Below are 12,145 nucleotides of genomic sequence, written 5' to 3'. Positions count from 1 at the left end.
GGCGCGCGGGGTAGCCCCATGGAGACGAAGAGACCGACGGTCGCCGCGGCCGAGGAGATCCTCGGCTGGTACTTCCCCGTGCTCGACCACGGGTTCGTCGCGCTTGTCGACTACATGGGTTCGGACGCCGACGTAGAGGCAGCCGCCCGCGTGAGCTACGGTGCCGGCACCCGCCGGGTCAGCCAGACGCGCGGCCTCGTCCGCTACCTGCGCAGGCACGCCCATACGACGCCGAGCGAGATGGTCGAGTTCAAGTTCCACTGCTCGATGCCGATCTTCGTGGCGCGCCAGTGGATCCGGCACCGCACCGCCTCCGTCAATGAACTCAGTGCCCGGTACAGCCTCCTGCCGCTGCTCTTCTACGAGCCGGACCAGGCGCAGTTCGCCTATCAGAGCAGTCTGAACAACCAGGGGCGGCAGGGAGATCCCGCCCCTCGGGCCCTGTACCGAGGCGCGATCGATCGGTGGGAGCGGCTGCGGACCGAAGCGGCCGACGCGTACGGGTGGCTGCTCTCCGAAGATGTCGCCCGGGAGCTGGCGCGCATCGACTTGCCGCTCTCCACGTACACGCAGTGGTACTGGAAGATCGACCTGCACAACCTGCTTCACTTCCTTCGGCTCAGGGTGGACGCCCATGCGCAGTGGGAGATCCAGGAGTACGGCCGGGTGATGGCGGGGATGCTCGAGCGGGTCGCGCCGCTCAGCTACGAAGCCTGGATCGACTACGAAGTCATGGGCGCGCGCCTGAGCGCGGGAGAACTCTCGATCCTGCGCCACCTGCTTCGCGCGGATGCCGAAGCGGGGTCCATCCATGCCGGCGGGATGGCGACCCGCGACGACCTCAAGGCGGCGGGTCTTGCCCCGCGGGAAATCCGCGAACTCATGGACAAGCTGTCGCCGGTGGAGCGGCCCGACTTCTCGCTCGACCTGTCACGGATGCACACCGCGGAGCAAATGGCCCGGAGAATGGCCGAGGCTACGCCTGATCCCGCGACCTGATCCCGTGCCCTGAGTCCGCGCCCTTCGGCGCCGGGTCCTACGCTCGAGACCCCCGTTTCTCCCCACTCGGGAGCGTACGGACCGCGAACCAGCCCAGGGCCGCCAGCCACAACGCGTAGAACAGGATCCGGATCGGGTGCAGGGCCAGCGACTCCATGAATCGCGGGTCGACGGCCGCGACGGACATCGCCGTCCGGGATAGCTGTTCGGCGGTGAACCACCCCCAGAGGACGGCGGCCCACAGCAGGCTCCACCGCTTCCAGGCCGGTGGGCCCAGTTGGGCCGGCAGGCGCCGCACGTTCATGTAGCCGACCACGAGCGTGAACAGGAACATGCTGGTCATCGTGAACGGCCCGGCAATGAGGAGCAGGAAATCGGGCTGAAGCACGTCCAGCCCCTCGCCGCCGATCCACGACGCGGTGATGATCCCCATCGCGGCCAGCACGAAGATCGTCAGGAATACGAGGAAGGTGCGCTTCTGGGTGAAGAAGCGCGTGCGATGCCCGAAGCGTTCGTAGAAGATGCAGCCCGTGATCCGGGTCACCGTGTCGAGGATCGCGAGCTGTGTCGAGAAGATGACGAGCGACCCTCCCAACAGGAACGCGACCCTCAGCCACAGCCCTCCGACGCGCTGGATCGCCTCCCCCTGAAGCGTCACCATCCCGGTCAGGTCTCCCGCCAGACCGGGATTGTCCGTACCTAGCGTGGCGACGACCAGCATGCACGTGATGACGACGCTCAGGAGCGTGAGGAGCACGAACGAGACGAGCAGTTCGTGATGTACGGTCCTCATCCACCCCCGGAAGCGCCCGAGGGCGGTCGGATCGGCCGCGTCGAAGACGAAACCGGTCGTGCTGATCTCCTCGTTCCGGCCCCGTATTCCGGCGATCCGCCCCTGGAACCTCGCCATCCCGAAGCCCTTGTCGCGCAGCCACAGCGACTGGGCGAGGAGCAGCGTGCCTCCCGTTCCCGCGTACGCCACCGCGAGAATCAGCGTCGGAAACTGGTCCCCCGTGAACAGTTCCGCCGGTGCGCGCCCGAACGAGACCGCGCCGACCGCGAGTTCGAGCAGGTGCGACGGGACGAGGCCGACGACGAGCAGCGTGATCAGGAGCAGCGGAAAGAACCCCGCCACGAGCGCGATCTCCAGGCGCTCGAGCACGTTGTACACGATCCGGGAGACCGCGAGCCCGAACCAGATACAGGCGAGCATGAGGAGCGCCATCGGCTGCCACGCAATGTCCGGCCCGCCGCTGATCACGACGATCTGGCCCACGAACTCGGCGGACTGCGACGCCCAGCCGGGCCAGAAGAAGCTCACCAGCGTCGCGACAAGGAACAGCCACGGCCAGAACCCGAGCCGGTCGAGCCGCGCCATCCCGTTGAAGGTCGACTCGCCCGTGGCGATCGTCCAGCGCTCGATCTCGCCGATGACGACGAACTGCGTGACCACCCCGATCCAGAACAGCCACCAGATGGAGAATCCGTTCGCGGCCACAAGGTTGGGCCACAGCAGAAATTCTCCGCTGCCGAGCCCCATGCCGAGCGCGATGACGGAGGGACCGATGATGTACCTGAGACGGGGAACCCGGGACATCTCCCGCACGAGCTTGAAGGGCGGCCCGTGGCCCCGCCGCGGGAAGGCCCCGCCGTCGGGTGCGTCCGGCAGCTTGCTCTCGTCGAGCGGTTCGTAGACGCCCTCCCTGTAGCGGCGTCCCTCGTCTTCGCTGGACGCGATCGAATCGGGCGGTGCGGAACCGGAACCGGGTTCGTTCAAGGCGTCGGCGGGTCGAAGCGTCCTTCGGGTACCGCCTCGCTCGCGGCGACATCTTCGAAGTAGATGAAGCGCTCTCCGTCGCCCCTGGCTCGCGTCATGGCGAACTGGATGTCGCCCACCTGACGCCAATCGGACCACCAGATGACGTCGCCGGGGGCTTCGGACCGTCCGAGGTGATACTGCCAGGCCGCCATGCGCCCGGACTCGTCGAGAAAGCCCCAGTACCGATCCTCGGTGGTGCCCAGGCCCTGATCGAAGCTGAGGTGGACCGCCGCGTATTCGCCTCCATCGGAGAGCGTCCGGGTCCCCTCATAAGCGAGGTGCACGCCGGGGTCCTCCCACTTGAAGGGCATCACGGCCCAGTACGTATCGTTGATGAAGGCTCCGTACCCCCGCCGCAGAGCGGAGTCGCGCGCGACACCGGTCAACTCCGTACCGCCGACCCAGGCGCGGCCGGCGGGAACCTTGCCGAGTTCGGGGTGCTCCTCGACCTCGGTGACGTTGAACAGCAGGACGTACGCGGCGCCTTCCTGTTCGTAGGCGACGCGATATCTCCCGTCGTACCGGTCCCAGGCGTGTTCCCGGTTGGCCACCACCTGTCCGTCCCGCTCGACGATCCAGCGGAACGAGAGATAGCGCGTTCGATCCCACGCGTCCCGTCCACCGAGACTTTCCGTCAGCTGCGCGGCATACATGGCGGCCGTGTCGCCGGGTGCCGCCTCGCTCCGGGGACCGCCGCCGGACGACGCTCCGTCGCAGCCGCCCAGCAACGGCGACGCGATCGCCAGCCACGCGAGCCCGAGGAAGGGCCGCGCGCGAACCGCCTCAACAGGTCTGTCCATCCGTCCCTCCCGCCGTGGTGCGTCGACGCGACCGGAACGTACGCGCGCCGAAAACGGGTGTCGATAACGCACCCGAGATGTGTTCAGAACTCGAACTCCGCCTGTGGCGCGCCATCCGGCGCTGTCCCTTCAGGGGAGGGCGGCGTCCGCGGCTCGTCCGCGGGCGGGGAATCGGTCTGCCCCCGCCGGCCGGAGTGCATTGGGTGCACGGCTTCGACCGCGACGCCCGGGCGCAGGCTGACCGCCGGACGGCCCGCCTCCCGCGGGGCGCGCCGGATCGCGGCCCTCGCCGAGGTCGTCGCCACCGAGCCATCCGACAGCTCCCACGCGACCTCGTCCGCGGCGTGCGCCTCGAGGAATCCCACCAGATGGCCGGTCCGTTTCCGTTCCGGGAGAATCGTGAATCCCTTCCCCGCCCGCCCTTGCACCCGGAACTCGGTGAAGGGGATCCGCTTGGCGTAGCCCGCCGACGTGGCGACCAGCAGATCGGCGTCCGGCCGCGGGGCCGCGGCGGCCACGACGACGTCGCCGCGGGTGAGTTCGATCGCCTTCACGCCACGGGTCGTGCGGCCCATGACGCGGATCGTGGACTCCGGAAAGCGGATCGCCTGGCCGGACCGGGTCGCCAGGAGGAGGTCGCCGCCGCCCTCGGTGATGAAGGCCGCCACGACCTCGTCGCCGCGTGCGATCCGGACCCCGATGATGCCTGCGGCGCGCGCATTGGCATAGTCGGACAGGGCGGAGCGCTTGACCTGCCCCTGTCGCGTGACGACGACAAGAAACCGGTCCTGAGCGAAGTCTTCGACCGGCAGGACGACGACGATCTCGTCGCCCAGCTCAAGGTCCAGGAACTCCGACAGGTGCCTGCCACGAGAGCTTCGGGTGCCCCGCGGCAGCGCGGAGACGGGCAGGGCGTGCGCGTGCCCGCGCGCCGTGACCGGCAGGATGGTTTGCCCTCCGCCGGCCAGGAACGCGTGGCGCGCGAAATCGCCCGCCCGGTTCGACAGGGCCTCGGCCCCCGCCAGCCCCCCGCCCGTCGCCGCCGGCTGGGCTTTCACGTAGCCGCCCCGGCTGACGAGCACGAGTTTCATCTCGCCGCCGCCGCCCCGGGAGACTCGGAAAGTCGTCCCATCGTCGAGGATCTCGGTCCGCCTGGGGTCCTGGTAGCGTCTCGCGAGCTCCCGAAGCTCCTCGCGCAGAAAGCTCCGCCGCGTGTCCTCATCCTCCACGAGCGCGGAGAGGCGCACGATCTCCTCCTGCAGCGCCAGGAGCTCTTCCGCCAGCTTCGTGCGTTCGAGGCCGGTCAGCTGGACGAGTCGCATGGCCAGGATCGCGTCGGCCTGCCGCTCACTCAGCGCGAACTCCGCCAGCAGCCCGCTTCGCGCGGACTCCGCGGTCTTCGATCCGCGGATGATCTCGATCACGCGGTCGATGTCGTCCAGCGCCACTCGAAGGCCTTCAACGACGTGCGCGCGATCGCGGGCGCGGCCGAGATCGTGCGCCGCGCCGCGGCGGATCACGGAGAGCCGGTGTTCGATCCAGATCCCGAGGGCCGTCTGGAGATCCAGTTCCTCGGGCCGGCCGTCGACGAGGGCGAGGATGATGACGCCGAACGTGTATCGGAGCTGTGTCTTCTTGAACAGGGTGGCGACGACCTTGTCCGGTTCCGCGTCACGCTTGAGCTCGATCACGAGCCGGATGCCGTCCCGGTCGGACTCGTCTCGGAGGTCCGTGATCGCGTCGGTCTGCCCGGCCCGTACCAGCCGCGTGATCTGTTCGATGACGCGCGTCTTGTTCACCTGGTAGGGGAGTTCGGTGACGATGAGCGAGTTCTTTCCGAACCTCCCCTCCTCAATATGGATCCGGGCGCGCATGTCGATCCGACCGCGCCCCGTCCGGTAGGCGGACTCGATGCCGGCCCGGCCCCGGATGTAGCCGCCGGTCGGGAAGTCGGGCCCGGGCACGCGGGCGAGCAGTTCGTCCACGCTGCACTTCGGGTTCGCGATGAGGTGGTCGACCGCGTCGAGGAGTTCCACCGCGTTGTGCGGCGGAATCTTGGTCGCCATCCCGACCGCGATCCCATCGCTTCCGTTGATCAGGAGGTGAGGCAACCGGCAGGGGAGTACCTTGGGCTCTGTCAGGCGCCCGTCGAAATTGGGCCGCATGTCGACCGTGTCGCGATCGATGTCCTCGAGCAGATCGACGGCCAGAGGCGTCAGCCGTACTTCCGTGTAGCGGTAGGCGGCGGCCGAATCGCCATCGATCGAGCCGAAATTGCCCTGCCCGTCGATGAGCGGGTAGCGCAGCGAGAAGTCCTGCACCATCCGCACCATCGTATCGTAGACAGCGCCGTCTCCGTGCGGGTGGTACCGGCCGAGTACGTCGCCCACGACCGTCGCGCTCTTCTTGTGCGGGCGCGACGGGTGCAGTCCCTCTTCCCGCATCGCGTAGAGGATCCGGCGATGGACCGGTTTGAGACCGTCGCGCGCATCGGGGAGCGCTCGCTGCACGATGACGCTCATCGAGTAGTCGATGAAGGACTCGCGCATCTCCTGTTCGAGGGCGCGCGGCTCGATCCGCTCGTGCCGCAGGGTGCCTGATGTCACCGCCGTTCCTCCTCTTCCACCTCATCCATGGGCCGGGGCGGCCTCTACTCGCACAACAGGTCGGCCGTGGCGCGCTGTGCGTCCGTTGGGTCGGCGGGCATCGCGACCACCAGCGCTTTTCGGTTCGGCGCCTCGGGCAGATGGATCAGCATGGGATCCGACGGGGCCGGATCCGGAGCCGGGGTCGCGAGTCCCTCGGACGAAATACTGACGAGTCTGCCGGGTTCGATCCGGGAAGCCAGCCACGCCCCGTAGGAAAGCCAGGCCGTCAGCGCGTCGGCTCCCGGGGTCACCCCTTCGACCTCCGAACGGTATCGCGCGACGGCGCGTTCGTAGGCCGCGGCGTCCCGCGCCTTCAGCTCGAGGAGAAGCCGCCGGTACCGGGGCTGCACATCCTCCAGCCCGTGAGCGGCCAGCGCCTCGGTGTAGGAATTCGTCATCCCCTCCCCCCCACGCTCACGAACCGCCGCCGGCGTAGCGAGTCGAGACCTCTTCCACCGAACGCTCCACGAGTTCGCGGAGCACGTTCAGATCGACATCCTCGAGTCGCTTGATGTAGAGGCAGGACTTGCCGGTCCTGTGCCGGCCCAGCCGCGACAGCAGTTCACCGTGCTTCGCGAACCCCGACATGATGTAGAGCGTGAGCGCGTGCTTCCGCGGCGAGAATCCGGCGAGCGGCCAGTCGCCCTCCCGCCCGCTGGCGTACCGGTAGTGGTAGCTGCCGAAACCGACGATCGAATCCCCCCACATCACCGGCTCCTCGCCGGTCACCCCCTTCATCAACTCGAGCAGCGCGAGCGCGTCCCCTCGCCTTCGCTCGTTCCCTGCCTTCGCGAGGAAATCCTTGACGCTCGCGTCGTTGGGCCGGGTCTTCAATCGTTGTGGCTGAGCTCGTACTCCCGCTGGGCACGCGTGCGCTCGCTCCCGAGTTTCGCATCGCGCTTCTTCGCGGCCGCGAGCGATCTCCCCTTCCGGGACTCGGAGTGGACCCGCGGCAGGGAGATGAGCTTCTCGAGATCCTCGCTCTCGCACGACGTACAGGCCGGCGTCCGCCGCCCCAGGACGAGGAGCTCGAACTCACGCATACAGCCGCGGCACCTGTACTCGTATATGGGCATGCATCCTCCGGTTCAGCCGACGAAAGCAGCATGCTCTTCCGGCTCCCCCCGGGCAAGTCGCCCCGCGCGAGCCGGTCTCGTTTTGACAGAGTCCGATCCCGCGTGGGATAATGGCGGACTGCCAATCGATCACGGACAGAGAGAAGGATCACATGCCCGACGCCTTCGGCACGCGCCTCCTTGTAACGATCACGCTGGCGCTCACCGCGCCCTCAATCCCCGCGTCGCCCGCCCACGCGCAGGAAGGTGCCGCCGAGGCTGTCAGCAACGCCCCCGCGCACCCGCTCCTCCAGGGCTTCCGCTGGAGATCGATCGGCCCCACGGGGCAGGGCGGCCGCGTCGACGATCTCGCGGTCCATCCCACGGACACCCGGATCTTCTACGTGGGGTTCGCGACCGGCGGCCTGTGGAAGACCACGAACAACGGAACCACGTTCGAGTCCGTCTTCGACAGCTACGGGACGCACTCGGTCGGGGATATCGCGATCGCGCCGTCCGATCCCGACATCCTCTACCTCGGAACGGGCGAGCCCAACAACCGGCAGAGTTCTTCGTTCGGGGACGGGGTGTACAGGAGCAGCGACGGCGGCGCCTCGTTCACCCACGTCGGGCTGCGCGAGACCCAGACCATCGCGCGGGTGCTCGTGCACCCGTCGAATCCGGACATCGTGTGGGTGGCCGCGGTCGGCCGTCTGTTCGGGCCGAACCCCGAGCGGGGCGTCTTCAAGTCGACGGATGGCGGCGGGACGTGGCGGCACGTCCTCGCGGTCGACGAGGACACCGGCGCCACGGACCTCGTCATGGACCCGACGAACCCCGACCTCCTGCTGGCCGCGACCTATGAGCGCCGGCGCACCGTCTGCTGCTTCGTCGGAGGCGGGGCGGGCAGCGGGATCTGGCGGTCGGAGGACGGCGGTGAGAACTGGTCGCGCGTCGAGGGCTCGGGGCTCCCCAACGGGATCATGGGGCGCATCGCGCTCGCCATGACGCCGGCCGACCCGGATGTCGTCTACGCGCAGATCGAAGTGGCCGCCGACCGGGAGACGCCGCTCGCCGAGGAGGAGCGCGAAGAGTGGCAGCGGCTCGCGAGAGCGGACTCGCTGCCGCCCGACCCGCAGTGGTCGGGGGTATGGCGCTCCGGGGACAATGGCCGCTCATGGGAGTTCCGCAGCAACGAGAACGGGCGCCCCATGTATTTCAGCCAGATCCGCGTCTCGACCGAGGACCCGGACATCGTCTATACAGTGGACCAGCGGGTGGCGAAGTCGCGCGACGGCGGCCGAACGTGGGAGACGCTGAGCGGGTTCGGGCACGTCGACCAGCACGCGGTCTGGGTCAATCCCGACGACCACGATCATCTCCTCATCGGCAACGACGGCTCCGTCGACGTGAGCCGGGACCAGGGGGAGACGTGGGAGTCGCTGCGTCCGTGGGCCGTCGGCCAGCCCTACCACGCTTCGGTCGACATGCGTCGGCCCTACCACGTATGCACGGGTCTGCAGGACAACGGAAGCTGGTGCGGACCGAGTTCGGTGCGCTCGGGGCCGATCCTGGCGCAGGACTGGTATCGCGTCGGGGGCGGAGACGGATTCTACACCCAGGTTGACCCGACCGACGCCGCGATCGTGTTCGCGGAATCGCAGAACGGCCGTATCCGACGGGTCGACCTGCGCACCGGGGAGTCCCGGTCGATCACGCCGCGCGCCCCCAGCGAAGAAAATCCGGACAACACGAACATCGTCCCTGCGCCGCCGGTGGACACCGAAATTCGCTGGAACTGGAACACTCCGTTCCTCCTCTCACCGCACAACCCGCGGACCCTGCACGCCGGAGGCAACCGCTTCTTCACCTCACGCGACCGCGGCGAGACGTGGACGATGAGCCCGGACCTCACGAAGGACATCGACCGGGACGCCGAGGTCGTGATGGGCGTGGCGAACACGGTCCCCCGCTGCTCGCAGTTCGACCGAGGGGTGGAATGCAATCCGTCGCGGAACGACGGCGTCTCCATGTGGAGCAGCCTCACGTCGATCACCGAGTCGCCGATCGTGCCGGGAATTCTCTGGGCCGGGGGCGATGACGGGAACATCCAGGTGAGCCGGGACGGCGGCGCGACCTGGACCGAGGTGAGCCGGAACCTCCCCGGCGGGACGACGCGCCACTACGTATCCCGCGTCGAGGCCTCGCATGTGGATCCCGCGACCGCCTACGTCTCGATCGACGGACACAAGAACGACGACCTCCGTCCCCATGTCTACGTGACGCGGGACTACGGCCGCTCGTGGACCAGCATCAGCTCCAACCTGCCGTCGTTCGGCAACGTGAACACGATCCGGCAGGATCCGCGCAACCCGCGGCTGCTCTACGCCGGGACGGAGTTCGGCTTCTTCGTCTCTCTGGATGAAGGCGGGACGTGGCACGACTTCATGCCCGACCTGCCGGTGGTGCGGATCGATGACGTGCTCGTCCACCCGCGGGAGAACGACCTCGTCCTCGCGACGCACGGCCGCAGCATCCATGTGCTCGATGATGTCACGGCCCTGCAGGCGCTGGGCGACGACGTGCTGGCGAAGGACGCGCACCTCTTCGAGCCGCGCCCGGCCGTGCGCTGGAAGAACGAGATCCAGCGCAGCCGCTCGGTCACGGGTAACAAGAACTGGGTGGGAGAGAACGCACCGGCCGGAACGGCGATCCAGTACTACCTGTCCGCACCGGCCGACGTCTCGATCGAGATCTCGGAAGTCACGTCGGGAGAGGTCGTGCGGGAACTCGCGGGGACCGGAAACGCCGGCCTCAACCGCGTGCAATGGAACCTGCGCACGAACCCGGCCCCCGAGAGCCCGGTGCAGACGCTCGGACCGCCGGTCGATCCCGGCACCTACCGGGTGACGCTGACGGCGGGAGGTGCGACACACACCGTCCTCGTCGAGGTGCTGGAGGACCGCTGGCTGAGGGCCCCGTAACGCCGCAGGGACGGATGCATCGGTGCTCGAATAGCCGAGATATTTCTGGGACGCGACACTAGCTGCCGGCGGCCATCGAGTCGAGGAACTCCTGGTTCGTCTCCGTGCGCCGCATCCGTTCGATCATGAACTGAATCGCCTCGGCCGGCGGCATGTCCGACAGGAAGTTCCGCAGCAGGTACATGCGATTGAGTTCGACCTCGTTGAGGAGGAGTTCCTCCTTGCGGGTGCTCGAGCGGTTGAGGTCGATGGCCGGATAGATGCGCTTGTCCGATATCTGACGGTCCAGCAGCACCTCGCTGTTGCCGGTGCCCTTGAACTCCTCGAAGATGACCTCGTCCATCCGGCTGCCCGTCTCGATGAGGGCGGTCGCGATGATCGTGAGGCTCCCGCCTTCCTCGATGTTCCGTGCCGCTCCGAAGAAGCGCTTCGGTTTGTGGAGCGCGTTCGCGTCCACGCCGCCCGAGAGGATCTTCCCGGAGTGGGGTACCGTCGTGTTGTAGGCGCGGGCCAGCCGCGTGATCGAATCGAGCAGGATCACGACGTCGTGCTGGTACTCGACCAGCCGCTTGGCCTTCTCGATCACCATCTCCGCGACCTGCGTATGGCGGTCGGCCGGCTCGTCGAAGGTCGAGGAGATGATCTCGGCCGGGACGTTTTCCTCCATGTCCGTGACCTCTTCGGGCCTCTCGTCGATGAGAAGCACGATCACCTTCGCGTCCGGCTGGTTCTCGACTATGGCGTTCGCGATCTTCTGGAGGAGGATCGTTTTCCCGGCCTTCGGCGGAGACACGATCAGGCTCCGCTGCCCCCTCCCGATGGGCGCGATGAGATCGAGAATCCGCATCGACACATCGCCGTCCTCGCTCTCGAGAACGAGCCTCTCCTCCGGATAGCGGGGCCGCAGGTTGTCGAATGCGATGCGGTGTTTCGCCTTGTCCGGGTCCACGCCGTTCAGGGTCTCGACCTTGAGGAGGGCGAGATACCTCTCCCCCTCCTTCGGCGGCCGGACCCGGCCCTGGATCGTGTCTCCCGTCCGCATGTCGAAACGCTTGATCTGCGAGGGGGAGACGTAGATGTCATCGGGCCCGTACAGATAGTTCCAGTCCTGGCTCCGGAGGAATCCGTAGCCTTCCGGCAGGATCTCGAGTACGCCCTCGCCGCGGAGGACCACGTCGGAATCGAGCAGGTTCTGCTCGATTCGGAAGATCAGGTCCTGCTTGCGAAGACCCGAGAAGTTGAGAATGTCGAGTTCTTCGGCCAGGTCATGAAGCTCGCCGATCGACTTCGATTTGAGTTCGGCGATATCCAACGCCATCCTCCGGAAGAGGGAGTGGGAGCGTGAGTGAGCCGGGTTGCGGTCGTGAGGTAATGCCAGCAGCTACAGCCGGGGGATGTGGTCCGGGGCGGACCCGACGACCATAATGGGGCCGCCCGACAGGGTCAAGCGACCGCCCGCAAGTCAACTCTCACCGTCGAGCGCCCGATGGCCAGACACAATCGCGAGGGAAGAGGACTCGACCAGCTCGGCAATCTGTGGCGTATAAGCTATCAGCCGGACTGGTTCCGGCTGTTGAAGTTGTCGTGCCCGGTACCGGGGGGACGCCGCTCCTCCCGCACGCTGTGCCGGAACCCGGCCCGCGCGGCGGACGCCGAGCCGGGTCGCGCCATCCGTACGCGGATCACGGCGGCGGATGGATCCGTCGATGTCGCCGTGTCGCTCGAGGACCGCGACCAGGTCGTCGATCACATCGTCATAGCCGTCCGGCGAAGGCGTGGCCGTACGACCGAACTCCTGAAGTTCGCCGTGCACGGCGCGCTGCCGAGCCGGAGAAGCTGA

Annotated in this window: 10 protein-coding genes; 3 read left to right on the top strand and 7 right to left on the bottom strand. The window is 67.7% G+C overall.

The window, feature by feature from the left end; translation table 11 throughout:
- Positions 1–18: 18 nt before the first annotated feature.
- Positions 19–999 (top strand): FAD-dependent thymidylate synthase, encoded by a 981-nt coding sequence (thyX, locus tag ACOQPP_RS09175; RefSeq protein ID WP_419165298.1) that lies wholly within the window; start codon positions 19–21, stop codon positions 997–999.
- A gap of 37 nt (positions 1,000–1,036) precedes the next feature.
- Here thyX and ACOQPP_RS09170 read toward each other — a convergent pair whose 3' ends face one another.
- The 6 genes from ACOQPP_RS09170 to ACOQPP_RS09145 form a co-directional block, all read right to left on the bottom strand.
- Positions 1,037–2,776: an Nramp family divalent metal transporter gene (locus tag ACOQPP_RS09170; RefSeq protein WP_419165297.1), complete on the bottom strand. Its 1,740-nt coding sequence runs from the start codon at positions 2,774–2,776 to the stop codon at positions 1,037–1,039.
- Entirely contained in the window at positions 2,773–3,618 is an 846-nt protein-coding gene (locus ACOQPP_RS09165) for a hypothetical protein (RefSeq protein WP_419165296.1), read from the bottom strand. Before ACOQPP_RS09165 ends, ACOQPP_RS09170 begins: the two co-directional genes overlap by 4 nt.
- A gap of 83 nt (positions 3,619–3,701) precedes the next feature.
- Positions 3,702–6,224 (bottom strand): DNA gyrase subunit A, encoded by a 2,523-nt coding sequence (gene gyrA / locus ACOQPP_RS09160; protein ID WP_419165295.1) that lies wholly within the window; start codon positions 6,222–6,224, stop codon positions 3,702–3,704.
- Between the two features lie 44 nt (positions 6,225–6,268).
- Positions 6,269–6,664, bottom strand: a complete 396-nt coding sequence (locus ACOQPP_RS09155; RefSeq protein WP_419165294.1) for a hypothetical protein — start codon at positions 6,662–6,664, stop codon at positions 6,269–6,271.
- 16 nt (positions 6,665–6,680) lie between these two features.
- Positions 6,681–7,100, bottom strand: coding sequence for a DUF1801 domain-containing protein (locus ACOQPP_RS09150; RefSeq protein WP_419165293.1), 420 nt, complete (start codon positions 7,098–7,100; stop codon positions 6,681–6,683).
- Positions 7,097–7,342 carry an FmdB family zinc ribbon protein gene (locus tag ACOQPP_RS09145; protein WP_419165292.1) on the bottom strand — a complete coding sequence of 82 codons (246 nt, stop codon included), beginning with the start codon at positions 7,340–7,342 and terminating at the stop codon, positions 7,097–7,099. The genes ACOQPP_RS09150 and ACOQPP_RS09145 overlap by 4 nt, the downstream gene beginning before the upstream one ends.
- 152 nt (positions 7,343–7,494) lie before the next feature.
- Here ACOQPP_RS09145 and ACOQPP_RS09140 point away from each other — a divergent pair, with 152 nt between their 5' ends.
- Complete coding sequence (locus ACOQPP_RS09140) at positions 7,495–10,305, top strand: VPS10 domain-containing protein (RefSeq protein WP_419165291.1); 2,811 nt, start codon at positions 7,495–7,497, stop codon at positions 10,303–10,305.
- 58 nt (positions 10,306–10,363) lie between these two features.
- Here ACOQPP_RS09140 and rho read toward each other — a convergent pair whose 3' ends face one another.
- Complete coding sequence (rho, locus tag ACOQPP_RS09135) at positions 10,364–11,623, bottom strand: transcription termination factor Rho (RefSeq protein WP_419165290.1); 1,260 nt, start codon at positions 11,621–11,623, stop codon at positions 10,364–10,366.
- 168 nt (positions 11,624–11,791) lie between these two features.
- Between rho and ACOQPP_RS09130 the strand changes: the two genes are divergently transcribed.
- Positions 11,792–12,145, top strand: a complete 354-nt coding sequence (locus ACOQPP_RS09130) for a hypothetical protein (RefSeq protein WP_419165289.1) — start codon at positions 11,792–11,794, stop codon at positions 12,143–12,145.

It is taken from the genome of Candidatus Palauibacter sp. (assembly GCF_965222475.1).
Lineage (GTDB): Bacteria > Gemmatimonadota > Gemmatimonadetes > Palauibacterales > Palauibacteraceae > Palauibacter.
Note: the sequence above shows the minus strand (reverse complement) of the source record. Positions and strands in the feature narration are given on the sequence as shown.

Bases quoted from the DNA above. Each gene is read 5' to 3' on its own strand.
- thyX (WP_419165298.1), top strand. From the start codon at position 19: ATGGAGACGAAGAGACCGACGGTCGCCGCGGCCGAGGAGATCCTCGGC.
- ACOQPP_RS09165 (WP_419165296.1), bottom strand. From the start codon at position 3,618: ATGGACAGACCTGTTGAGGCGGTTCGCGCGCGGCCCTTCCTCGGGCTC.
- ACOQPP_RS09155 (WP_419165294.1), bottom strand. From the start codon at position 6,664: ATGACGAATTCCTACACCGAGGCGCTGGCCGCTCACGGGCTGGAGGAT.
- ACOQPP_RS09145 (WP_419165292.1), bottom strand. From the start codon at position 7,342: ATGCCCATATACGAGTACAGGTGCCGCGGCTGTATGCGTGAGTTCGAG.
- ACOQPP_RS09140 (WP_419165291.1), top strand. From the start codon at position 7,495: ATGCCCGACGCCTTCGGCACGCGCCTCCTTGTAACGATCACGCTGGCG.
- rho (WP_419165290.1), bottom strand. From the start codon at position 11,623: ATGGCGTTGGATATCGCCGAACTCAAATCGAAGTCGATCGGCGAGCTT.
- ACOQPP_RS09130 (WP_419165289.1), top strand. From the start codon at position 11,792: ATGGCCAGACACAATCGCGAGGGAAGAGGACTCGACCAGCTCGGCAAT.